At 46.1% G+C, this 24,722-nt stretch carries 22 protein-coding genes; 18 read left to right on the top strand and 4 right to left on the bottom strand.

What is annotated here, in order from left to right:
• Positions 1-909 carry an osmoprotectant ABC transporter substrate-binding protein gene (locus A5868_RS13780; RefSeq protein WP_010778914.1) on the top strand — a complete coding sequence of 303 codons (909 nt, stop codon included), beginning with the start codon at positions 1-3 and terminating at the stop codon, positions 907-909.
• Entirely contained in the window at positions 909-1,526 is a 618-nt protein-coding gene (locus A5868_RS13775) for an ABC transporter permease (protein WP_086305269.1), read from the top strand. Before A5868_RS13780 ends, A5868_RS13775 begins: the two co-directional genes overlap by 1 nt.
• A gap of 23 nt (positions 1,527-1,549) precedes the next feature.
• Here the strand turns inward: A5868_RS13775 and A5868_RS13770 are convergent, their stop codons facing one another.
• Positions 1,550-2,266, bottom strand: a complete 717-nt coding sequence (locus tag A5868_RS13770; protein WP_086305268.1) for a MurR/RpiR family transcriptional regulator — start codon at positions 2,264-2,266, stop codon at positions 1,550-1,552.
• A gap of 205 nt (positions 2,267-2,471) precedes the next feature.
• Between A5868_RS13770 and A5868_RS13765 the strand changes: the two genes are divergently transcribed.
• The 5 genes from A5868_RS13765 to A5868_RS13745 all read left to right on the top strand — a co-directional run bounded on the left by A5868_RS13765 (position 2,472) and on the right by A5868_RS13745 (position 8,185).
• Positions 2,472-3,959, top strand: a complete 1,488-nt coding sequence (locus A5868_RS13765; RefSeq protein WP_086305267.1) for an FAD-binding oxidoreductase — start codon at positions 2,472-2,474, stop codon at positions 3,957-3,959.
• A 66-nt stretch (positions 3,960-4,025) separates the two neighbouring features.
• On the top strand, positions 4,026-4,814 hold the full coding sequence (locus tag A5868_RS13760) for an electron transfer flavoprotein subunit beta/FixA family protein (protein ID WP_086305266.1): 789 nt from the start codon (positions 4,026-4,028) through the stop codon (positions 4,812-4,814).
• A complete protein-coding gene (locus A5868_RS13755; RefSeq protein ID WP_086305265.1) occupies positions 4,814-5,740 on the top strand; it encodes an electron transfer flavoprotein subunit alpha/FixB family protein in 927 nt (308 codons plus the stop codon). The genes A5868_RS13760 and A5868_RS13755 overlap by 1 nt, the downstream gene beginning before the upstream one ends.
• A gap of 48 nt (positions 5,741-5,788) precedes the next feature.
• The gene (locus A5868_RS13750) at positions 5,789-6,565 is read left to right on the top strand and encodes an SDR family oxidoreductase (RefSeq protein ID WP_010778920.1); all 777 of its coding nucleotides are present in this window, start codon (positions 5,789-5,791) and stop codon (positions 6,563-6,565) included.
• A gap of 174 nt (positions 6,566-6,739) precedes the next feature.
• The gene (locus A5868_RS13745; protein WP_086305264.1) at positions 6,740-8,185 is read left to right on the top strand and encodes an FGGY-family carbohydrate kinase; all 1,446 of its coding nucleotides are present in this window, start codon (positions 6,740-6,742) and stop codon (positions 8,183-8,185) included.
• 110 nt (positions 8,186-8,295) lie between these two features.
• Here the strand turns inward: A5868_RS13745 and A5868_RS13740 are convergent, their stop codons facing one another.
• The gene (locus tag A5868_RS13740; RefSeq protein WP_086305263.1) at positions 8,296-9,039 is read right to left on the bottom strand and encodes a homing endonuclease associated repeat-containing protein; all 744 of its coding nucleotides are present in this window, start codon (positions 9,037-9,039) and stop codon (positions 8,296-8,298) included.
• Between the two features lie 190 nt (positions 9,040-9,229).
• On the opposite strand from A5868_RS13740, the gene ade reads away from it, so the two are divergent.
• Both ade and A5868_RS13730 read left to right on the top strand, forming a co-directional pair.
• Positions 9,230-10,969, top strand: coding sequence for an adenine deaminase (gene ade / locus A5868_RS13735; RefSeq protein ID WP_086305262.1), 1,740 nt, complete (start codon positions 9,230-9,232; stop codon positions 10,967-10,969).
• A gap of 164 nt (positions 10,970-11,133) precedes the next feature.
• Positions 11,134-11,667, top strand: coding sequence for a 5' nucleotidase, NT5C type (locus A5868_RS13730; RefSeq protein WP_086305261.1), 534 nt, complete (start codon positions 11,134-11,136; stop codon positions 11,665-11,667).
• A gap of 184 nt (positions 11,668-11,851) precedes the next feature.
• Here A5868_RS13730 and A5868_RS13725 read toward each other — a convergent pair whose 3' ends face one another.
• Both A5868_RS13725 and A5868_RS13720 read right to left on the bottom strand, forming a co-directional pair.
• The gene (locus A5868_RS13725; protein ID WP_010778925.1) at positions 11,852-12,868 is read right to left on the bottom strand and encodes a hypothetical protein; all 1,017 of its coding nucleotides are present in this window, start codon (positions 12,866-12,868) and stop codon (positions 11,852-11,854) included.
• Between the two features lie 545 nt (positions 12,869-13,413).
• Positions 13,414-15,180 carry a Na/Pi cotransporter family protein gene (locus A5868_RS13720; RefSeq protein WP_010778926.1) on the bottom strand — a complete coding sequence of 589 codons (1,767 nt, stop codon included), beginning with the start codon at positions 15,178-15,180 and terminating at the stop codon, positions 13,414-13,416.
• Between the two features lie 273 nt (positions 15,181-15,453).
• Here A5868_RS13720 and A5868_RS13715 point away from each other — a divergent pair, with 273 nt between their 5' ends.
• The 9 genes from A5868_RS13715 to A5868_RS13675 all read left to right on the top strand — a co-directional run bounded on the left by A5868_RS13715 (position 15,454) and on the right by A5868_RS13675 (position 24,706).
• A complete protein-coding gene (locus A5868_RS13715; RefSeq protein WP_086305260.1) occupies positions 15,454-16,854 on the top strand; it encodes a glutamate decarboxylase in 1,401 nt (466 codons plus the stop codon).
• Between the two features lie 23 nt (positions 16,855-16,877).
• Entirely contained in the window at positions 16,878-17,195 is a 318-nt protein-coding gene (locus tag A5868_RS13710; protein ID WP_010778928.1) for a DsrE family protein, read from the top strand.
• Between the two features lie 191 nt (positions 17,196-17,386).
• Complete coding sequence (locus tag A5868_RS13705) at positions 17,387-19,312, top strand: BglG family transcription antiterminator (RefSeq protein ID WP_086305259.1); 1,926 nt, start codon at positions 17,387-17,389, stop codon at positions 19,310-19,312.
• A 4-nt stretch (positions 19,313-19,316) separates the two neighbouring features.
• Positions 19,317-19,631 carry a PTS lactose/cellobiose transporter subunit IIA gene (locus tag A5868_RS13700; RefSeq protein WP_010778930.1) on the top strand — a complete coding sequence of 105 codons (315 nt, stop codon included), beginning with the start codon at positions 19,317-19,319 and terminating at the stop codon, positions 19,629-19,631.
• A gap of 39 nt (positions 19,632-19,670) precedes the next feature.
• Positions 19,671-20,009, top strand: a complete 339-nt coding sequence (locus A5868_RS13695; protein ID WP_086305258.1) for a PTS sugar transporter subunit IIB — start codon at positions 19,671-19,673, stop codon at positions 20,007-20,009.
• A 15-nt stretch (positions 20,010-20,024) separates the two neighbouring features.
• Positions 20,025-21,374 (top strand): PTS sugar transporter subunit IIC, encoded by a 1,350-nt coding sequence (locus A5868_RS13690; protein WP_086305257.1) that lies wholly within the window; start codon positions 20,025-20,027, stop codon positions 21,372-21,374.
• Between the two features lie 48 nt (positions 21,375-21,422).
• On the top strand, positions 21,423-22,505 hold the full coding sequence (locus A5868_RS13685; RefSeq protein WP_086305256.1) for a M24 family metallopeptidase: 1,083 nt from the start codon (positions 21,423-21,425) through the stop codon (positions 22,503-22,505).
• Positions 22,489-23,535 (top strand): M42 family metallopeptidase, encoded by a 1,047-nt coding sequence (locus tag A5868_RS13680; RefSeq protein WP_086305255.1) that lies wholly within the window; start codon positions 22,489-22,491, stop codon positions 23,533-23,535. Before A5868_RS13685 ends, A5868_RS13680 begins: the two co-directional genes overlap by 17 nt.
• Positions 23,522-24,706, top strand: a complete 1,185-nt coding sequence (locus A5868_RS13675) for a MalY/PatB family protein (protein WP_086305254.1) — start codon at positions 23,522-23,524, stop codon at positions 24,704-24,706. Before A5868_RS13680 ends, A5868_RS13675 begins: the two co-directional genes overlap by 14 nt.
• Positions 24,707-24,722 lie beyond the last annotated feature (16 nt).

Below are 24,722 nucleotides of genomic sequence, written 5' to 3'. Positions count from 1 at the left end.
ATGAAAAAGCGAAACGTACTTTTAGTGGCGATGATCCTTCTTTTTGGAAGTTTTATCATGCGCAATTTTTCTACCAAAGACGACACGATCACGGTGGCTGGAGGGGTGACCTCTGAATCACAGATCTTAGGCAATATCGTCGTGGAGCTTCTCCAGCATTCAACGAATAAAAATATTGTCTATCTGAACAATTTAGGCTCCGCCAATTTGATGCACGAGGCGATGCTGCGGGGCGATCTCGATATCGCACCGACGCGTTATACGGGGACGGATCTGATCGGGACCTTGGGATTGCCGACAGAAAAAGAGCCGGACAAAGCATTAAAGATCGTGCAGCGGGAGTTTGACAAACGCTTCGGCTTTGATTGGTTCCCAAGCTATGGGTTTTCCAATCAGTTTACCTTTATGGTGACGCAGGAAACCGCAAAAAAATATGGGTTGAAAAAAGTCAGCGACCTGCAAAAAGTCGCTGGGAAAATGCGGCTAGGCTCTGACCAAACCTGGTACAAGCGGGAAGGCGACGGCTATAAAGGGTACACCGAGGAATACAATACGACCTTTCAACGGGTCTATCCAATGCAGGTGGGGCTGCTTTACGATGCGCTGGTGTCAAATGAATTGGACGTGATCTTGGGGTATTCGACCGATGGACGTGTGGGAAGCTATGATCTGGTGATGCTGGAGGATGATTTGAAATTCTTCCCGCCGTATACAGCGAGTGTCGTGGTTTCTGGCGAGACCTTGAAGGCATATCCTGAACTCAAGCCGATTTTATTGAAATTGCAAAACACGATCGACACGGAAACGATGCAGCGTCTGAATTATGAATCGGACAACGAGCTGCTGGAGCCGAAGATCATCGCGCGGCGCTTTTTGGAACAGCACAATTATTTTGAGGAGGGAAGCTGATGCTGGATAATTTGATGCAATACTTGAGTGAGAATTCCTCCTACTTGATCGAGCAATTTGGGATTCACGTCTACATTTCGGTGATTGGCGTCGTACTGACCTTTCTGATCGGCTTTCCATTAGGGATCTTGCTGTCGGAACGCCCGAAACTCTCAGATTTTGTGATCGGCATCATCAATGTGATCCAGACGGTGCCGTCGATCGCGATGCTGACTGTTTTGCTGATATTGATGGGCTTGGGACAGAATACGGTGGTCGCTACAGTGGTGCTGTATTCGTTATTGCCGATCGTCAAAAATACGTATGTCGGGTTGGTCAATGTCGATCCGATGTATATCGATAGCGCCAAAGGAATCGGGATGAATCGCTATCAAATCCTGTACATGATCAAGATCCCGTTGGCGATGCCGGTAATTTTGGCGGGCATCCGTAATGCGCTGGTGATTTCTGTCGGGATCACGACGATCGGTTCCTTCGTCGGCGCTGGCGGTGTCGGGGATGTCATTTTGCGGGGAATCGCGATCACAGATGGCGCACCCATCATCATCGTCGGGGCGGTCCTGTGTGCCTTCATCGCGATCATGATGGATTGGCTGTTTGATTGGATCATGAAATAAGCACAAAAAAAAAGCCTCCGCAATTATTCATTGCGGGGGTCTTCTTGCGTCAGCTTACGAATCACTTCTTCGATATACATCAATAAGATCGTTCGCGTCTTTTCATGTGACTTCAACTGCTCGTTCTGATGCGATTTTGTCAGAAAAATGATCTCACTGCTATCCAGGGAAAGGTCTGTATTCAATTCTTCCATCACCAGCAATGATTTTGCGTGGTGTTTTTTTGCTTCTTCAAACAAGGGATCAAAGTTGGCGAATTTTCCAGCGACGGAAAAAACCAACAGCAATGAATCCTCTGTCAACAGATCAGGAATCAAGGATGGCTGACTCACGCGAATGACATTTTTATTCAGGGTGAAATTTAGTTTGTATTCAAAGTATTCCATACAAAAATTTGTCGGGCCATAGCCGAAGAGCAATATTTTTCCAGATTGCTGAATCAGCTCTGCTAAATAGTCGACGGACGCTTCATCAAAGTTTTCCATGAACTCTTTGATGCGGGCAAACTCACTATTCAACCGTTTCTGTTTGACCAATTCTTTGCCGGTCAAGAAGCGGAAATATTCTTTATACCCGGAAAAGCCCATCTTCTTTACCATTTTTGAAATCTTCGAAGGGGAAACATCGGCGAGTTTCGCGGCTTCGGTGATGGTCAAGTTCGTCTTTTCTCGGCTTTCTTCTAACAAACGAGCATGAATGGTGCGTTCGAGCTCATTCATTCGATCCAACTGAATCTTCATCGCGGGGCCTCCTTTGTATCTTGACACAAGCATAGCACGGTCATCTTCTAAAAAGCAAATATAAAGTGGAAAATTTTCCTATAAATACAAAAAAATTGAAAATAAATAGAAAATCTAATCAAATTTTAATGAAAAAGCGGATTCTTCACTTTATACTGAACTCAGGAAAAGCGCTTTCGAAAAAAAGATGAATGGGGTTATTTGAATGAGTTCTGAGACATTAGTGAAAGAAGCAATCATTAACGACGTAAAAAACATCGTTTCTGAGGAACAGGTAGTGACGGATCATGAAACATTGTACGATGCGGCCTCTGACCGTTACCGTAAATACATGAAAGCAAAAGGTGTTTTGGACAATCCATTGCCAACGGCGGTCGTTTATCCGAACAATCCAGAAGAAGTCAAAGAATTATTGATGTACTGTAATGAAAATGATATCAATGTGATTCCACGCAGCGGCCAAACAGCGACAGAGGGCGGACTTGAAAACTGGAAAGACCTGGCATTAGTGATCGACGGTTCTCATATGAACAAAATCTTAAAAATCGATGCGTACAACATGCAGGCGACGGTTCAAGCAGGTGTGCCTTTGCAGGCTTTGGAAGATGAATTAAGAAAAATCGGCTATACGACAGGGCATTCGCCGCAATCAAAACCGATCGTACAATACGGCGGCTTGGTTGCTACCCGTTCGATCGGACAATTTTCAACTTTATACGGCGGGATCGAAGACATGGTCGTTGGGTTGGAATGTGTCTTCCCGAACGGACATATCTCACGCATCAAAAATATTTCACGTCGTGCCGGCGGACCAGACATTCGCCACATCGTTATCGGGAATGAAGGAACGCTTTGCTACATCACTGAAGTAACGGTGAAAATCTTTAAATATTACCCAGACAACAATAAATTCTACGGCTATCTAGTGAAGGATGTAGAAGACGGGGTAAAAGTTCTCCGTGAAGTAATGGTCAATGGGTACCGTCCATCGGTTGCTCGGACGTATTCACCAGAAGACGCACGTCAGCATTTCTACCATTTCTACGAAGGGCAATGTGTTTTGATCTTCATGGCAGAAGGACCTGAAGGCATCGTGGAAGCAACAGGCAAAGGCATTGAAGAAGCCGTTGAAAAATTTAAAGACGGTATCGTGAAGCAAGTGGATTCGCAATTGATCGAAAACTGGTTCAACCAATTGAACTGGACACAGCAAACGATCGACGATGAGATCCAAGGCATGATCGACAATGACAAGCACGATGGCTATACGACTGAAGTTTCTGCGGATTGGGAAACCATCACAAAAATCTACAATAACGTGATTGAACGGATTCGCAATGAATTTCCTCGTGCGGATGATTTGACTATGCTGGGCGGGCACTCTTCCCATAGCTACTTGAATGGAACGAATATGTACTTTGTGTATAACTACGACATCAATTGCGAACCAGAGGATGAAATGAAAATTTACCACCATCCGATCCAAGCGATCATTGTTGAAGAAACATTGAAATTAGGCGGTTCGATGTGTCACCATCACGGAATCGGTAAATACCGGAACGAATGGACCAAAGACGAGCATCAATCGGCTTACTATATGCTGGAAACATTGAAAGAAGCGTTTGATCCAAAAGGAATCATGAGCTTCGGGAATATCTATCCAGTCCAAGAAGGCTACAAGTACCAAAAATAAGCGTACACTTCTCGGCAAGGAGGCTTTTGCTTCCTTGTCAGAGGGTGTAAAGAGAAGGGGTTTACTGTGAAAATCATTTGCTTAGTCAAATTCGTTCCAGACACGGAGAAATTTGAATACGATTATGAGACAGATAAGATTGATCGAGACGCATCAAAGCTTATCCTGAATCCAGATGATAAGAACGCTGTGGCCTTTGCGATGCTGCAAAAAAAACAGGACCCTTCTACTTCTATTGAAATTGTCACGATGGGCCCGATGAAGCTTGAAGAGGAAATGAAAGACTTTGTGCGCTTAGGTGCGGATCATGCCGTTTTGATCAGCGATCGCCGCTTTGCCGGCAGTGATTCTTTGGTAACGAGCCGCATCCTCGCACGGTATCTTGAGACGACGTCCTTTGACCTTTTGCTTACCGGCACCCACACTCTGGATGGCGGCACTGGGCATGTAGGTCCTCAGATTGCTGAATTGATGGGGATCAATCAGTTTTCGACAATTGTTGCAATCCCAGAAGTGACGCGGGAATTTTCGATCGTTGAAGCGTTGCAGGAGGAAAAAACGTACCGCTTGAAGATCAAAAATCCAAGTGTTTTAAGTGTGACGCACCAAATGAATTTGCGGTTAGGGTTTGTTCGTTATGAAAACATCGGGAAAAATGTGGACGATCACTTTTCACTGGTGACCAACGACACGCTGCAATTTCCTCTTGATGCAATTGGCGGCAAGGGTTCACCCACGAAGGTGAGAAAAAATGTGGTCGTAAAAAGGGAACAGGTCGCCCATAAAGTGGTGAAGGTGGACGACGAAGGCATCGAGGAAGTGGTGCATTTTCTAAAGGAAAAGGGGTACGTATAATGTTCAAGGGACTCATTGTGATCGACAACGATCGGGTCGCTGATTCACTGGATCTGGTGGCTGTTGTGGAACGACTGGCAGGAGAAGAAGAATCCTTTATTTACGGCTTAGGCATCAATTTGACGGAAGACGTAAAGGGATTGGATGCTGTGATCGCGGTGGATGCGCCGACGATCCAGTCGAAGGATAGTCAGTTAGTCACGACGATCATTGAACAGGTGCACAGAGAGTATCAATTTGACAGTATCATCCTTTTAGCGACAGAATTTGGGCGAATGGTGGCCCCGAGAGCGGCGATGCGTCTTGAGGTAGGATTAGTGGCTGATATTACCGATATAGAGGTCGACAAACGCGGGAAAAAATTGATTCGCCCAGCCTTTTCAGGCAACATCATGGCGAGTATCGTCTGTGACTCCTCACCGATCATGGCGAGTGTCCATCCCAATGTTTTTCACGCAGCAGATCAGACGAAGCGTCCGCAAAAGATCCCCTTTGTTCCGGTTGAATTGAAAGCGTCATCAATCGAAGTGTTAGAGGTTGTTGAAAACGAACAAAGCGCGATAGATATTCGGGAAGCCTCTGTCCTCGTCTCAGCGGGAGGCGGCTTCAAGCGACCCATTGAGGAGCTGCAGGAGCTGGCGGAGGAGCTGTCGGGTGCCGTCTCCGCGTCGAAGCAATTAGTCGATCGCAAGAAAGCGCCGAGAGAGATCCAAGTTGGTCAATCCGGCAAAACGGTCAGCCCCGATCTGTACATTGCTTTAGGGATTTACGGATCGACGCAGCACATTGAAGGCTTAAAAAACGTCAAAGAGATTCTTTCGGTGAATACCGATCTTGGTGCACCAATGAATTATTTAGCCAGCCTCGTCGTCCATGGCGATGCGGCAGAATTCGCACGAAAACTAAGTACCAGACTCAAGGGATAACCCCCAAGCGGGTGAAAAAACAAAAATAAAGGAAAAGAAGGTAGAAAAATGGAAATCAAAGATTTTAAAATGGACATGTTTCATATCAAAGGGAAAAACGCGATCGTCACAGGCGGAAATACTGGATTAGGCCAAGCATTCTCATTGGCGTTAGCAGAAGCAGGAGCGAACATCTTCATGCCTTCGATCATGCCGGATGATCCAGAATTCAATGCGGTGTTAGAAGAACGCGGTGCGAAAACAGCGTACATGGAAGCAGACATCACGAAAGACGGCGTGTGCCAAGAGGTCGTTGAAAAATGTGTCGCTGAATTCGGCTCTGTCGATATTTTAGTAAACTGTGCGGGCATTTGCCCATGTGACGACGTCGTCAGCTACGGCCGCGACAAATGGGACCCAACCATCAACATCAATTTAACAGCCGCTTTTGACATGAGTCATGAAGCAGCGAAAGTGATGATTCCGCAAAAGAGCGGAAAAATCATCAACATCTGTTCTATGTTCTCTTTCTTAGGCGGACAATGGGCGCCTGCCTATGCTGCGTCTAAACACGGGTTGGCTGGGTTGACAAAAGCTTACTGTGACGAATTGGCACAATACAATATCCAAGTGAACGGGATCGCACCAGGCTACTTCAAAACACACGCAGCGAAAGCATCGATTGAAGATCCAGAACGCAGCAAATGGATCGTTGACCATACACCAGAAGGACGTTGGGGCGATGTGGCGGACTTGATGGGTGCCACAGCCTTCTTAGCATCTGAAGCGTCACACTTTGTGAATGGCCATATCTTAGCAGTCGACGGCGGCTTCCTCGTACGCTAAAGCCTGTTCCTTTTTAAGACTGAGAACCCTATTCTCAGTCTTATTTTGCCAGTTAAGGACGAAGAAAAAATGACTGGTCCTCAACGGATTGAAGGAAACGTTTCGTTGAAGGACATACTGCACGGGAAGCATTATATAATAGAAGAAAAAAATCAGATGGGCAAGGAGAGGCATATGGAAAAGAAATATATCGTTGGGATCGATGGCGGCAGCCAAAGTGCGAAGATCGTGATTTTTGATCTTGAAGGAAACATCGTGGGTGAAGGAAAAGAAGCAACGCGGCCTATGATTCTTGGAGAGGATGTTTTGGTTGAACATCCAGGCGACGATCTATGGGATGCGCTATGCAGCGCGTCGAATAAAGCAATGGATGAATTCGGTGTACGGAAGGAAAATATTGTTGGGATCGGGCTTGGGTTTATTCGCTGCTGCCGTGTCTTGCTAAAAAAGGACGGAAGTCTAGCGCAGCCGGTCATTAGCTGGATGGACAAACGGACCTCGACCCCTTATGTTCATGAAAATCCAGAGGTGCAATACGTCACTTCGACAAGCGGGTACATCACCCATCGTTTGACCGGCGAATTCAAGGACAATATCGGAAACAACTTTGGGCAATGGCCGGTGGATTACGAAACATGGGATTGGTCAAAAGACGAGGACGTTTTAAAGCAATACAACCTGCCAGAGGAGATGCTGTTTGAAGCGGTGAAACCTGGCGATCAGTTAGGAACGGTCACAAAAGAAGCGAGTGAAAAAACAGGTCTGCCAGAGGGCTTGCCGGTTTTTGCCACAACGAGTGACAAGGCGGTTGAAGCGTTAGGTGCCGGCTTGATCCAAGACACGAGTGCGGTGGTGTCGCTGGGAACATATATTTGCAGCATGATGATGGGCAAAACGATGCCGCCAAGCGATGCAGTGAATTACTGGGGGATATTATCTTCGATGCCCGGTCGTTACATCTATGAAGGCTATGGGATTCGCCGCGGCATGTGGACCGTTTCATGGTTCAAGGATCTTTTAGGCGAAAAAATCAGTATTCGTTCAAACTATCAAGGCATCAGCGAAGAAGAATATTTGAACGAGCAGGCAAGTAATATTCCAGCCGGCAGTGACGGGCTGATGACGAAGTTGGATTGGTTGGCGAATCCGTGGGAACCCTTCAAGCGCGGCGTGATGATCGGCTTCAATGCCCATCATGATTATCGCTACTTGTATCGTTCGATTTTAGAAGGCATTGCCTATACCATGAAAAACAATGTGACGAACATGACAGATGAAATGAACCATCCTATCGATGAAGTCATCGTGACAGGGGGCGGCTCCAATAGCGATCTTCTGATGCAGATTTTTGCGGATGTGTTCAATTTGCCAATCAAACGAAATGTCGTAAATGGCAGTGCCAGTGTTGGTGCAGCGATCAATGCGGCCGTTGGCTTGGGAATCTATGAGAGCTATGAAGAAGCCGTGGAAAAAATGGTCAAGGTAAAAGATGTCTTCACGCCGAAACCAGAAAACGTGGCGGTCTACAAACGCTTGAACGAAGAAGTGTACCAAGGATTAACGGATTACACGGACGAAGTGTTGAAGAAAACTTACAGCGTGCTGCATCCAGAAGGATAATGGCACACGAAAAAGAGCCCTTCCTTATTGCTGGAAGGGCTCTTTTTTTGAGCAATCGTTCATAGTTGATCGATCGATGCGCGAACACAGGGAGAGACATGTCTGAAGATCTATTCTTCTTTCACAAGCGAAGGCTCGTACTCATTCTCCTTGGTAAACGCTTCAAATGACCCATACAGGCGTTCCACGTGATCCAAATAGCCGAATTCTTCCTCAGACGGTAATCGTTCTTGGATCAGGACGAAGGTTTTTAGCTTGTTTACGAGCTCTTTTTTTGAGAGAGGGGCGATTTCTTCTTTATGCAGCGCCAAACCTTGGCAGTGGAGGAATTTCTCGTAGGAGCCGAAATATCTTTTTATTTGTCTTTCGCTATAGCCAAATTCCTTCGCTGTTGGGATTTGGCCGTACTCTCTTACGAAAAACGCCAGCTCTTCCAGCAAAAATTCTTCGGTGATCTTGATGCCCATCATCCCCGCGGTTCTATGTCTCTCTGTTGGGGTTGGCTGAGAACGGATGTGCATCAAGGTGTACCCGGTAGTTTTAAGAAAGCCTAAATAATTGCGGTATTCCTTTTTGATCGATCGGGTATGTGCGAACTCCTGCTGCGTCGGGGTTCGTCCTTTTGATTTGATAAATGATTTTAGCCGCTGCTCCATCTCCTCTCTAGTCAGCAGCTTCGGTTCGACGCGGTAGGGAACGAGTCCTTGACTGAGAATAAATTCCTTGTAGGAACCAAAATGTCGATTGATCGAACTGGAATTTCCAAATTCAGTCAGGCGAGGCGGCCGCCCTTTTTCCTTAACAAATGCCATTAGCTTTTCGATTAATTCTTCCTTTGTAATTGATTTAGCCAAGTATACCAGCCTCCTTTATTTTTTTATTACCATACTATTAATGTACAGAAAATAATTAGCAAAACCAATAATAGTTGCGTGATTTCATACTCTTTTTACGCGACTTTTTTGATATTTTTGAATACTTTTTTACAGCGAAGGCTTCAAGGGTGCTATAATAGAAAAAATATTTTAAAAGGGGTGCAGGAATATGAACAAAAAGACATTGAAACGTTTGATCGACGTAGCCGCAGGGCGTTTGCCAGCAGATATTGTTTTAAAAAATGCACGCGTGATCGATGTGTACCAAGCAGAAATCATGGAAGGCGACGTTGCCATCGTGGATGGACGAATCGCTGGCGTCGGGGAAGCGTATGAAGGAAAAGAAACCCTCGATCTACAGGGCAAATTTGTGGCACCAGGCTTTATTGATCCTCATATTCATGTGGAATCCTCTTATGTGACACCAGAAGAATTTGGCAGATTGCTAGTTCCCCACGGCACAACGACTGTTCTAGCTGATCCCCATGAGATCGTGAATGTTCTTGGGCTGGAGGGGCTGACCTATATGGTAGAGGCGGCGAAGGAAACCGCGCTGGACATCCGATACATGATGCCTTCTTGTGTGCCGGCGACGAACATGGAGAATGCGGGGGCCGTCATTGAAGCCGAAGATATGATCCCTTCATTTGAAGAGAATCATGTCGATGGCTTAGCGGAATTCATGAATTTTCCGGGCGTGATCCATGCAGAAGACAGCGTTTTGGACAAACTTTTAGCCGCAAAATCACGGGGCTTACGGATCGACGGGCACTCCCCAATGGTGTTCGCCAAAGACCTTAACGCCTATGCGGCAGCAGGAATTTCCAATGACCATGAATGCTCCACGGTGGAAGAGCTGAAGGACCGTATCGCGCGCGGGATGTTTGTCTTTTTACGTGAAGGCTCGGTCACACAAAACTTGCGGACGCTGCTGAAAGGCGTAACAGAAAATAATTACCAACGATGTGTGTTGTCTGCGGATGACTTGCAGGCAAAAACGATGTTGGAAAAAGGCCACTTGGATAACAGTATTCGTATTTGTATCGAAGAAGGGGTCTCACCGATTCGAGCGATCCAGATGGCAACGATCAATGCCGCGCAATGCTGCCAATTGTCCGATCGCGGCGCTGTGGCGCCAGGCCTAAGAGCCGATTTAGTCATTTTTTCTGATTTGACAAACCCGACGATCGAAGCAACATATATCGCTGGAGAATTGATCGCTGAAAAAGGCGCCTATTTGCCGACAGTGAACCGAATCTCGACAGAACAAGTTCAATCCAGCGTGCACATCAACAAATTCCAGCCGGAGCAGCTGGCACTCACGCTCACGAGCGACAACGCACGAGCAATCGAAGTCATCCCTCAAGAAGCGCTGACCAATGAAGCCATTGTTTCGGTGAAAAGAGACGAAAACAATCACTTTGTTTTTGATCCGAGTCAGGATGTTACGAAGATCGCAGTCATCGAACGGCATCATGATACAGGAAATGTTTTTGTGGGACTGCTGAAAGAGTACGGATTGAAAAAAGGCGCGATTGGACTTTCGATCGCCCACGATTCCCATAATTTGATCGTTACAGGAACAACGGATGAAGACATGGCTGCCGCTGTCCACGCTCTGAAGGAACAAGAAGGCGGCGTGGTGCTGGTTGAATCTGGAAAAGTGATCGGAAGCATGGCCTTGCCGATCGCGGGATTGATGAGCGATCTTTCCGGGGAAGCAGTCGCAAAACAAGAAGTAGAGATCAATCACTTGGCCCATCACGTGTTAGGTGTCTCAGAAAAAGTCGATCCGATCATGACGTTGGGCTTTATGTCATTGGCGGTCATTCCAAATCTAAAAATCACGGATATCGGGTTAGTCGATGTCACGAAATTTGAAATCGTGCCTGTATCTGTAGAAGCGTAAAAAAAGAGCAAGAGGAAAAGAGGGGATCTTTTCGTCTTGCTTTTTCATTTTTGATAAACAGTAAGATTGACGAAGCCTTGAAATTAGAGGAAAATATTCACAAAGAAGGCCTCTTTATTTGTAGAAGAGAACCTATGTTTTAATAAACTAGAGGAGTGAGATTATTGGTAAGAATCGCAGTTGATATGGATGAAGTGATCGCTGATTTTGTTTCCAAAGAGATCCGGCTGTTTAATGAAGCAAACGGGACAACGTACGTGAAGAATGATCTGGCGGGGAAGAAATTACGAGAATTGCACCCCGAGCAGGAAGAAAGCATTCGCGAACGCGTTAAGGATACCCGCTATTTTTCGGACCTTCCCTTGATTGACGGAGCGAAGGAAGCCTTAGAGAAATTGTCTGAAAAGCACGAAATTTTTATTACTACTGCGGCAATGGATTTTCCAACCTCCTTTAATGCAAAGTACGCATGGCTGCAGGAGCATTTCGCCTTCATTCCGAAAAGCCATTACGTTTTTTGCGGAGACAAATCGATTATTTCTGCGGATTATTTGATCGATGACCATAAGCATCACTTGGAAGATTTTCAAGGCCAAGGGATTCTTTTCGCGGCGCCCCACAACTATTATGAAGAGTACCCACTAAAAATGAATAGCTGGGATGAAATCTACGAGTATTTTGTTGAAAAATATGGATAGTCAGCTACCCCACGTTCTTTTTTGATCAATCTATCGTCTGAAAAATGAGGCTACACGCCTCTTTTTTCAGGCGTATTTTGCGTTCTTTAAGAAGTCCTGAGGAAGAGGGCAGGAGCCTCTCTCCAGCAGGCGCCAATTTTTCGCCGCACGAAATACGCCTTTGATGGCTGTCATCAAAGCGTGATCACCGTCTTTTTCGTTTGTTTAAGGCCTTTTTGATCTTTCGCTGCCGCTTTCGTTCCTCTCGAGCTTCCTGAATCTGTTCTTTGGTTTTTCCAATTTTCATATACGAGGTATCTGGTTTTTGCAGCGATTCAGGGACGTATTTTGTGGAGGAGGGGGCTTTTTCTGAAGCGCCTCGTGTTTTCGAACTGCTAGGAGGTGCAGCAGAAATGCTAGCGGTATCCAGCGAAGCTTCATCTGGGAGCGCGGTGCTTGTTTGTTCAACGTCCTCTTCGTAGAGCAGAGCTGCGTTGTTCTTCCCGGTAGAAGCCGCGACTGCTTGTTTTCGAGCCGCGGAACGCTTCGGTTTCTCAGGTGTTTTGGCAGCAGGCGTCTGCTCCTCTTTGATAGTCACTACCGGTTCGACATCTTCAGCATCGACGCGTCCCTTTACGCTTTTATATCTAACGTATTCCGCAAAACGGCGGACTCCTGCAGTTTTGAAGATCGTCAACGTGGTCAAGATTTTCAAAATGCCGCGCGTTTGCTCTGTGGATTGGACCTTTTTGATATTCTGAAGCGCCCACGTGTGTCGTTTTCCCGTTACATCTTTAAATACGGAGACCAGATTAAATTGATAATCAGAAAGGACCGGTACTTCGCGGTTCTTCTCATCTAACAGGGCTTTATAGGCACTCGCTTCCCGAGTATAGTCACGAAACGCCGCTTCACTTGCAAATAAACGCTGAATGACCGTTTTCCAGTCCTTTTCATCTGGAAAATAATCCTGAAAATAAACACAGTGCTGGCGCAACGTATCCGTAGGTTCAGAAGTTAGAAAAATGCTGCGGATCAAGTCGGACAACTCATTGATGGAATAGTCGCCGACACTCAAGGCATGACGAACCAAGACCGCAACAAAATATTCTACGACCTCCCCAGCATTATTGGTTTCCTCAAAATACGTGCTGATCCGTTTCAATAAATTATCTTTCTTGATTCCAAATAATTGTCTTTGCCCAAGGCTCGCTGCGTTCATCCTGATCATCCTCCATGTCTCTTTTGTGTAATCGGTTACAACTGATTTATACCAGCATGATAATATAAAATAACTAGCTTGTAAATAGGTTTTGAAATACCTTTTTCCTTTAAAAAAGCTAAAAAGTTTGAGTAACGAGTTCTATAACAGAAATTATTATATAAATGAACGTGTCGCCTTAACTATAAATAACAAATAATCTGTAAGTGTGTCGGGAAGAGGAGGATGCAAACCTTTTATTTGATAAATTCAAATTTATGCAGGAGATAGTGATGTGTTTTGCTTTTTATGTTGAAAAATAAAATTATAGAAGTGCTTAAATAGAAAATAGTGTTAGATGAAAGAAATGAAGGAATAAGATACGCAATATTTTTTTGAATACGAGGAGGATGTCCCATAGGCTCCTTGTTATTCACTCGGATTTTTTTACTCTCAAAGTTTCTACAACAATAATGTACCGCGTTTCTTTAATCATGCTTCCTCCATTTTGCACATCAAAAAAACTCAACCTGCCTCTCTTACTGAGAATGGCAGGTTGAGTTTTTTTAATCCAATACCTCGCTGGTATTCGTGAGTGGCGTCTCCGCTGGTTCTTCGGGGACTTCATAATGGAAGTTCGAGGTATCGTATTTGAAGTTGTATTTATTTCCTATAATGTATTTCGCGATGTGGAGGGTACGGTCGCTGGAGCGTTCTAAGTTTGAGCTGATGTCGATCAGTAGAACCCCATCTGCGGCGCGTCCTTCTCCTTTGGTCATGAGCCTGATGTATTTCTTTCGTAAAAGTTCGACTAATTGATTGATCTCTGTTTCGCGCTCCAACATTTTTTGTGCGAGGGCGATGTCATCGTTTTCTAGTACTTGAAGGGCGTCGCGGACATTTTTCAGGACCTTATCGAACAGGCGCTCCAAGTCTTCATCTTGAAGCAGGAAGGTTTGTCGTCCGTTCGTGGTGCTTGTTTTGTTGCGCTTGTCTTTTGCCCGCTGCTTTTCTTCTAAGGCGATGGATTCTTCGACATAACGCAGGATATTCATCGAGTGGTCCCCGATCCGTTCGAAGTCTTTGGTGAATTCTAAAAGCATGGCTTGTTCTTGACTTTCTAGAGGCGAAAGCTCGGCCATGGAGATTTTCACTAAGTATTCGGTCAATTCAATGTCGCATTGATTGATCGCGTCTTCGTATTGCTGGGCGTCGTCGTGCCATTCTTCTTTATTTTCATGATAATATTTTCGGGCAGCTTCTAAAGAAGAAATGACGTAATGCCCCATTTGAACGATCTCGCCTTTGGCTTGTTCGATCGCCATGACCGAAGACGTGTGGATGATCGGCTCACTCAGCGTAACTGGGCGAATATTTAAATTTTTCTCGCTGCCAGGAACGATCTTCTTCACGAGGATTTCAATTTGCGGGATGAACCAGAATTGGATCGCCAAATTTGAAAGATTGAAGAGACCGTGAGCGAAAGCCAGCTGCATGGCGGGATTCAGCCCAAGGGTATCCGCGATCATTACAACGACTCCGGTAAAGGGCGTTAACAAGATCGTAAATAGGACAGCTCCGAATAAATTGAAGATGACGTGAGATGCAGCCGTTCTTTTTGCGGCAACACTGGCGCCCAGGCAGGCGATGACAGCGGTGATGGTCGTGCCGATGTTGTCGCCAAATAAAATCGGCAGTGCCGCACCAAGAGTCACGCTTCCTTGCATGTAGAGTTGCTGTAAAATCCCGATCGTGGCACTGGAGCTTTGCAGGACCATCGTCAATAAGGTCCCGATCCCTACACCGAGAATGGGGTGATGGGAGACACTGATCATCAAGTCATTAAATTGCGGCAGTTCCTTTAGCGGGTCCATTGCGGAACCCATTAATTTCAATCCATAAAAAAGTGCGCCGAATCCAAAAAGGATCTGTCCGATCGATTGAAGCGAGGGCCGTTTTGCAAAAAAGAGCAGGATCGCCCCAACACCGATGATCGGCAGGGCATATTCACTTAAGTTGAACCCAATGATGAAAGCGGTAACAGTTGTCCCGACATTGGCACCCATGATGACACCGATCGCTTGTCGCAAAGTCATGAAGCCGGCACTGACTAGACCAACGGCTAGAACGGTCGTCCCTGAACTGCTTTGAATGACTCCAGTGACGAGCAGTCCTGCTAGTACAGCGCGAAAAGGCGTTGAGGTAAAACGATTTAGGATTTCTCTCAGCCGATTTCCGGCTGCTTTTTGAAGTCCATCTCCTAAATACTTGATCCCGAAAAGAAAAATTCCTAATCCACCTAAAAAGGTGAAAAGCATTTCTTGATAAGACATAGTGCGTCCTCCGCTAATTATTTTTTTGCATGCTACTACCAAAATAATAGATTCACAAGTAAAAAGAAAGCCTTTTATTCAAAAAAATCATAAAAATATTTAAAAAATCTAGTTTTTTTGAATGAAATCGAAAAAAGCGTGTGGACGCTGAAATAAATGAGAGGAATTCTTTTGTAATTTATAGCGCTTTCAGCTACTCTTAAGAGGAAGGAGTATTCGGGAAATGATTGGATAAATTTAGGGCATTTTTGACTAAAAAGGGGACGTGATCAGATGCTTTATGGAAAGAAAGATCGACGAGAGGCCAGTTATTTAGAACCCATTTTTGGGTCGCGAAACGAAGAGGAGACGCTGCCGTCCTATCGGCTTGGCGAACAATCGATCGAACCGCGTATCGCCTATCAAATGATCAAGGACGGATTGTTGGATGAAGGGAATTCCCGTCAGAACTTGGCAACGTTTTGTCAGACCTTTATGGAGCCGGAAGCAGTCAAGCTTATGAGCGAGACATTGGATAAGAACATGATCGATAAGTCCGAATATCCGCGTACCGCCGAAATGGAAAATCGCTGTGTCAATATCATTGCGGATTTGTGGCATGCGAAGGGGCCAGAGAAATTTGTCGGGACCTCCACGATTGGTTCTTCTGAAGCGTGCATGCTCGGGGGGATGGCGATGAAATTCGCTTGGCGCAAGCGAGCAGAGAAGCTGGGTGTGGCGGTTCAGGCGAAAAAACCGAATTTGATCATTTCTTCAGGCTATCAGGTGTGTTGGGAAAAGTTTTGTGTCTATTGGGATATTGAGCTGCGAGAGATCCCAATGTCCGAGGACCATTTGTCCCTAGATGTCGAAAAGGCGCTGGAAGCGGTGGACGACTATACGATCGGGATCGTTGGGATCTTAGGCATCACCTACACAGGACAGTACGACGACATCCAAAAGCTGGATCAATTAGTAGAAGAATACAACCAGCAAACGGATCACAAAGTCTATATCCATGTCGATGCAGCGTCAGGCGGGTTGTACGCGCCTTTTGTTGAACCCGCATTGGTATGGGATTTCCAATTGAAAAATGTGGTCTCCATCAACACGTCGGGGCATAAATATGGATTGGTCTATCCTGGGGTCGGCTGGGTCGTCTGGCGGGACGAAGCGTATCTGCCGGAGGAATTGGTGTTCAAAGTCAGCTACCTTGGCGGGGAAATGCCCACGATGGCGATCAATTTTTCCCACAGCGCGTCGCAAATGATCGGACAATATTACAATTTTGTCCGCTTTGGCTTTGACGGGTATCAGAGTATCCATCAGCGCACCCATGACGTCGCCGTCTATTTAGCCAAAGAAATCGGACGGTCACGGCATTTTGAGATCATCAACGATGGCACGCAGCTGCCGCTGGTTTGCTACAAGCTGGCGGAGGACACGAATCGCAGCTGGACATTGTATGACTTGTCGGACCGGCTGCTGATGAAGGGCTGGCAAGTGCCGACCTACCCGCTGCCTAAAAAGTTAGACAAGCAAATCATTCAACGAATCGTCGTACGAAGTGACTTTGGAATGAATATGGCCCACGATTTTGTCGAAGATCTGAAAGCGGCGATCAAGGAATTGGAACACAGTCATTTGGTTTTTCACGAAGAGACAGAACGGAAGAATTATGGCTTTACTCATTAAATCAATCAAAGGAGGCGCTAGTGATGAAAGTTGTTTTTCATGTGGATGAGTTAGGAATGATCCGAGAGGCTCGGCACAATATCGAGTATGTGCTGTTGACGGAGCCGGAGGCAGAAATCGTGTTGTTAATGAATGGTGAAGCGATCCAAGGGTATCTATTGCCGCGGGTGATCAAGTTTATGAAGGAGTATCCTCACGTGACCTACCAAGCGTGTCACCGTTCCATGCGGAATTTCCATGTGCGTTCGAAGCAAATGCATGATCAAGTGGACATTGTTGAATCCGGGGTGATCGCTCTAGTCGGGCTGCAGGAAAACGGGTATTCGTATATTAAATGTTAAAAAAGAAGTCCTTCAATTTGAAGGGCTTTTTTTGATGATTTCCGAAAAAAACATCGGTCATTTTTGACGAGTGTGCTTTAATAAGAGAGGCACAAAGCATTCAGACTTTTTTTGCACAATTAATTAGAAAAAGTTGCCATTTTAAGTAAAGGGCTTACATTGTATAGTTTATTTGTAAGCGGGAGGTCGTTATGAGACAAGAAAAAATTGTTGAATACTTATATGCGAAGAAGCACGCGATTGCGTCTAAGGCATTAGCGGCTGAATTTCAAATATCCGAACGCACACTTGCAAACGATATCAAATGGTTGAAGGATATCGGAGCTGCGGAGGGCTTTACGATCGAACGGATTCGATCGGCGGGCTATCAATTGAACATTCTTGATTCGGGAAGGTTTCGCAGCTACTTGTCCCAGTCAAAGCAGCAGGAGCGGGTGGATAATTCCAGTCCGCAGGAGCGAATCAAAAACATCGAATTGCTGCTATTGTTCAATGAAGATTACATTACGATGCAGCAGATCGCGGAGTGGCTGGACATCAGCTTATCGACGGTGAAGGCCGATATCAAGCAGGTGGAACAGTTCTGTGAGCAGTACGAGCTGTCCCTTTTCAGCAAGGCCCATTATGGCTTGAAGATTCTTGGGACAGAGACGAGAAAACGGCGGGCGATTCTTTATTTGATCCGAAACACGATCCACACGCCGGTGTTGACGGAAAAGTACAAAGAGTTCAACTTTGTGTTCGATGAGACAGACTTGCGCCAGTTTTTACAGGAGCAGCTTCAGCGCAACCAATTGAAGATCAGCGACATCGTCTTTGAAAATATCGTTCAGCATATTCGGTTACTCAGCTTTCGGATCATGCAAAACAACACATTGAGTCATGAGGAGATCGAGGAGCCGGCGATCGTAGATGGGTATGATCGGCTGACGGAGGAATTAGTCAGCTATTTAGAAACAACGTATCACTTGGCATTTTCTAAGGAAGAAAAGAGATACCTTGAAGAACAGTTGAGGGGGAAATTTGCGGTACTAGACGATGTGGTCAGCAATCAGTCTCTACGGTCATCGATCGAGAAGGCACTGGATTTTGTCGATCGGCAGTACCATACACAGTTTCGCAACGATCAGGAGTTAGCCAACGCGCTGCTGATGCACGTGGCACCGTTATTGCAGCGGCTTTACACCGGCCACCAATTGGAAAATCCTTTAATTGAAGACATTTATACACAATATGCCAACGTGTTCAACGTGGCGATGGTTTTTATCAATGAACTGAACAAGGATCTGGATGCGGACATCAGCAAGGATGAGATCGGCTACGTCGCGATTTATTTTGCGGCGAGTTTGGAAAAGCAATCCAATCAAGTGATTGAGGATTACCAAAAGATCGCGGTGATCTGTTCGACCGGAGGCGGGGCGGCGTATCTGCTAAAAGTCAATTTGGAACGATTGTTCAGCAATGCGGAGGTCTCGACCTTTGCGCTAAACGAGAGGGATCAAATTGATTCAAGTTTTGATCTCGTGATTTCGACAGTTCCGCTGAATCAGGCGGTCTTTGAGATCCCGATTATTTACACGAAGACGATCCTTAGTCATGCAGAGATCACAAAAATCGAGAAGGATCTGAACCTTCTGCGAGAATCGCAAAACAAGCTCTTCGACGTCCACCACGTCATTCTCAGTCTATTTGATCCTGAATGGTTTCAAATCCAGGAATGCGGCAACGCGTATTTACAGCTTCTTGAAAATGAAGGCGCTCGCTTAGAGGAAGCGGGCTGGGTCGAAGCTGGGTTCAAGGAAAGTGTCCTGCGGCGGGAGAAAATGATCGACACGATCTATCAGCACGGGGTCGCTGGACCGCACCCGATGGAGCAGGCAGCGATCAAGGAAGTCATTGATGTGGTTTTACTGAAAAAACCGCTAACCTATCGAGACAAGCAGGTCCGAATCATTTTCCTGATCACTATTAAAAAGGACCATTTAAATCTTCACAAAGAAATCAGCCGCTTGATGATCAAAATGATGGACGATCCGTCATTAGAACTGCAATTGGCAAAAATAACGAATTTTCAAGACTTTGTGTCTTATATGAAAAGCTTAATGAAAGAAGGATAACCCAATGAACGAACAAGAAATGGATATTTTTAAGATTATTTCCGCGGCAGGCGACTCTCGTGGGTCCGCGTTTGAAGCACTGCGCTTGGCTCGCAAAGGCAAATTTGACGAGGCGGATGCCAAGATGAAGGAAGCCAAAGAAAAAAGCATTGACGCACATGACGTACAGACGAAATTGATCACTAGTGAGATCAATGGCGACAAAACGGAAACCAGTCTGTTGATGGTCCATGCGCAGGATCACTTGATGACCAGTATTCTGGCGCGTGATCTGATTGAAGAAATGATCGGTATGCTACGGGAACAAAGTGAAGCATAGGCTTTACATAAAGATAAAAACGTTTAGGAGGAAAAGAATATGAAGACATTATTAGTTTGTGCAGGAGGCTTTTCAACGACCATGATGATGGAATCGATGAAAAAAGTCGTCAAAGAATCAAAAAGCCTAGAGGAAAGTGATTACCCAATGGAAGCCATCGGGGTGGATAAATTGGAACGCTACATCAATGATTATGATGTGATTTTGGTTGGGCCGCAGTTGAGCCACAAATATGATTTCATCAAAGGCGAAGCAGAAAAAGCAGATAAGCCGACGGTGCTGCTGACTTCAGACATCTACGGGTCAATGGATGGCGCGACGGTCATGAAGCAGGCGTTGGTGGCGTATCGTAAAAACCAAGCAATGAAGACGCAATAGACAGGAGGAAAGAAAATGGAAAATCCAAAGAAACAGGGTGCCTTTGAAAAGGTTGAAGGGTTCATTCGGAAAACATTGGTGCCGATCGCTAATAAAGTGGATAGCAATCCCTATTTGACAGCGATCAAAAAAGGGATGGTCGTCATGACCCCGGTGCTGTTGTTAGGGTCGATCGCAGCTATTTTTCCATCGATCCCTGAGTTTATCAAGACACAGGCGGTCGCGAATTGGTTTGAGAATTATGGGTATATTTTTGGGATCATCTCCAAAGTTTCCTTAGGCTTGGTCGGCTTGTATGCCGTGTTGGCCATTTCGTATTTCTTGAGTGAACATTATAAGCTGTACACGGTGGGTTCCATGATGCTTTCTGCGATCGCCTTTCTGATCGTTGCCATGGATGTCGATGACAACGGCAATATCGTCGCTGCGTATCTCGATTCAAAAGGCTTGTTCACCGCTATTTTTGTCGCTATTATTTCGGTAAAATTGTATCAATTCTTCACGAAGCATAAATTGGTGATCAAGATGCCTGAAGGGGTGCCGGATTTTGTTTCCAGTTCCTTTGAATTGATCACCCCAACCGCAGCCATCGGGGTCTTGTTCATCGTGATCCGTGCCATCACAGACAGCTTGTCAGGCGGGGTCTTGTTGCCGCAGGTCATCATGGATGTGCTGGCACCAGCGATCGGCAGCCTAGATTCATTGTGGATCATCTATATCGTCTTAGTTCTACGTCTTGTGTTCTGGTTCTTCGGTATCCATTCTGCTGTATTGTCACCGATCCTATCACCGATCGCCGTGCAATATTTGTCTGAAAACATCGCGGCTCACGAAGCGGGACAGCCTTTGCAGCACGTGATTACAAATGGAACGTTGTCAGCATTTGCGAACTTTTCTGGCTCAGGAGTCACGATCGGGTTAGTCCTAGCGATGCTGATCAGCAAGTCCTTACGCTACAAAAAAGTCGGTGCGGTGGCGCTGTTGCCGTCGCTATTCGGAATCAACGAACCGGTCCTCTTTGGTGTACCGATCATCTTGAATCCAGTGTTAATGATCCCCTTCATCTTCGGTGGCGCACTGGTGGGAATGTTCCCGATGATCTGCATGAAATTAGGATTACTGAACTATCCGCTTTTTGACCCGCCGTATGTTCCTGTCTTTATGGAAGGCTTTTTAACAGGCTTTGACTGGCGCGCCATCGTGATCCAGGTGATCCAAGTAGCCATGTCCTTTGGCTTGTACCTGCCATTCTTTAAAGTCTTGGAAAAACAAGAATTGGAACGTGAAGCTTTATTAGAAGCGGAAAAATCAAGCTCTGTCATTTCAGATGACGACGAACAATATTTGACCGATATTGATTTCTAGCCAAAAAGGACAGTTGCGACTGTCCTTTTTATTTCAGGAGATGAAAAAATGAACATGGACGCATTACGAAAACGATTAACAGAACAAAAGCTGGACGGTCTCTTAGTGACGGACAAAATCAATCGCCGCTACTTGTGCGGCTTCACCGGATCGAATGGCCTGCTAGTGGTCACTGAAAAAGAGGCGCGGTTATTTGTGGACGGACGCTATACCAAACAAGCACAACAACAAACGACCAATGTAGAAATCTGTGAGATTCCTGTTGGGGGCGATCTCTTCTCCCTGTTGCGGCGATCTGTAACTGGTTTAACGTTGGGGTTTGAAGCGGGCACGATCTCCTATGATACCTTTACAGGCTTCCAGTCATTGATGGCAGAAGTCGGAGGGACACTCATTGCTACGAGACAGCTAGTCGAAGGCCTACGGATGATCAAGTCCGAAGCGGAGATCCGCGCATTACGAAAAGCGGCTGCCCTCGCGGATCAGACACTGGAACGCATTTTGCCTATGATTCGCGTCGGCATGACAGAACTAGAGCTGGCGAATGAGATCGACTACCATAGTAAAAAGCTTGGGAGTGACGGTCCTGCGTTTGAAACGATCGTCGCATCGGGGGAGCGGACTGCGTTGCCTCATGCCCATGCCAGCCAGAAAAAAATCGCGGCAAATGAATTGCTCATGATCGACTTTGGTGCGATCTATCAAGGCTATTACTCAGATATCACGCGGACGTTTGCTTTTGGCGAAGTGAAAAAAGAAATCGAAGACACCTACCAAAAAGTTTTAGCAGCGCAAAAACACGCGATCGAAGCCGTCGCGTTTGGAAAAACCTTGGGAGAGCTCGACCAGACCGCGCGGCACGCACTTGAACAAGACGAACTGGCAGACTATTTCAGTCACAATCTCGGTCATGGCATCGGTCTTTCTTGTCACGAATATCCAGCACTGGCACCAAAAGAAACCGTCACGATCGAAAAAAATATGACCTTCACGATCGAGCCGGGCGTTTATTTGCCGAATGCTGAGTTTGGTATTCGGATCGAAGACGACATCCTGGTGAATGACGCGGGTCACGGGGAACGCTTGACACATTTTAACAAGGAGTGGATGACAATTGACTGCAACCGATAGCTTATTAATGGCTCTATCCAATTTAGATGCGTTACCAGGACAAGAGACGCAGGTGCAGCAGGCGCTGCAAGAAATCATTGATGAACCGGCGACAAAGGACGCCTTTGGGAATCTTTATTTCGGAGAGGTAAAAACAAAAAAGAAAACAATCGCCTTATATGCCCATATGGATGAGGTGGGATTTTTCGTGCATCGCATCAGCGACGACGGGTTTGTCTCTTTTTACCCGATCGGGGGCTGGTGGGGACATGTGATTTTAGGGCAGCAAGTGCGGGCGACTTGCCGTAAAAACGGTGCTGTTTTAGAAGGAATCGTGGGAACATTGCCCAAAACAAGCCATAAAATGACAGAAGTCGTACCCATCAGCGAGATGTACATTGATTTTGGTGCCCATTCAAAAGCGGAATTAGAAGAAGCCGGCTTGCAGGTGGGGGACATGATCTTACCGAATACGACAGCCAAGAAAAGCTTTAACCAAAAGAAAATCATCGGCAAGGCACTGGATGATCGCGTGGCCTGTGCGGTGATGGCGCAAGTCAAAAACCAAATGGAGACGAAGAATATTGAGGTGATCGGTGTCGGTACAGTCCAAGAAGAAGCAGGAACACGCGGGTCAAAAGTCGCGGCCGCTCACGTGGATGCAGACATCAATATTGTCATCGATGTTGCGAATGGCAAAGATACACCCAAAGCGGCGGAGGTTCCGAACCGCATCCAAGGGAAGGGTCCGGGACTCGTTCTGGCAGATAAAACAGCACTAGGCAACATAAAATTGATCGATTACTGCAAAGAAGTGGCGGAAAAGAATCATCTTCCTTGGCAATACGATTTACTTGGCGGTGGTGGAACAGATGCCGGTTCGGTACAGCTTTTTGCAGGGAAACCAACGGTGGTTTTCTGTGTGCCGGTTCGTTATTGCCATTCATGGCAGTCGATCGTAGAGTTCGCGGATGTGGAAGCGACCATTGATTTATTGTCGGCAGTGATCCGATCCTTCGATGAAGGAGGAATCGACCTTGAGCAATTTTAACGAGCAGCGTTCGCGCTACGGCACCTATTCTACCCAATGGGATTACGTGCAGGACCGATTTGGGGAAAAAGACCTGCTGCCGTTTTCTATTTCAGACACCGATTTTATGATTCCTGATGGCACGATCAACGTTTTGGATGAAGCCGTGACAAAGGGATTTTTCGGCTACACGCGCTGGAATCATCTGGACTATAAAGAAAGCATCGATCATTGGTTCAAGCAGGAATTTGATTGCTCTATCGATCCAGAATGGTGTGTCTATTCACCAAGTGTGATCTACAGCTTGTCCGTCTGTCTTCAATTGCTCAGCCAAAAAGGGGAGAAAGTCATGACCTTCACCCCTTGCTACGATGCCTTTTTCAACTGTATCGGCGGCAATCAGCGAGAACTCCTCGCCTTCTCGCTAACCAATCAGAACGAAGAGTTTACGATCGACTTTGCAGCATTGGCACACGCCTTTGAGACGGAAAAACCGGCGATCTTCCTCCTATGCAATCCCCACAATCCAACTGGGCGGGTGTTCACAGAAGACGAATTGACCCGTTTGATTGCACTCTGCAACCAGTACGAAGTAGCGATCATCAGCGATGAGATCCACATGGATGTCCGCCGACCAGGAAAACAACATTTGCCCATCTTACTGTTTGCCGATCAAATCGAGGTTCCCGTGGTTCTGCTGTCATCCGCGTCTAAAACCTTTAATTCTCCAGGATTGGGCGGCTCCTACGGCATCTTTTCAGATGAAGGATTGCGGGAACAATTCTTAAGTGTATTAAAAGGACGCGACGGCTTGTCTTCGATCCCGTATCCAGCACTGTTAGCCACGATGGATTGCTACAGAAATCAGAAAAAATGGGTGGAGAAATTGAATCAGACAGTGGATGAAAACTTCGCCGAACTGAAAAAGATTTTGGATGGCGATCCGCGTCTTCGCTTTACGATTCCTGAAGCCACCTATCTGGGGTGGATCAATATTGAAAACGTGCCCTATTCAATGGAAGAGCTGCAAAGGGTTTTAGTGAAACAAGAGAAGGTCGCCATCATGAAAGGCGAGACCTATGGACCCGAGGGCGCGACCTATCTGCGCTTCAACCTCGGTGCTCCAAAAGAAAAAATCATTGACGGGGCAGAACGGTTGATGCGTGGGATTCGGTATTTGGATGAACAATAAAAAAACAGAGAAGCAG

The organism is Enterococcus sp. 12F9_DIV0723 (assembly GCF_002174375.1).
GTDB lineage: Bacteria > Bacillota > Bacilli > Lactobacillales > Enterococcaceae > Enterococcus_A > Enterococcus_A gilvus.
The sequence above is the reverse complement of the archived record's forward strand: the minus strand, read 5'-3'. Positions and strand labels throughout refer to the sequence as shown.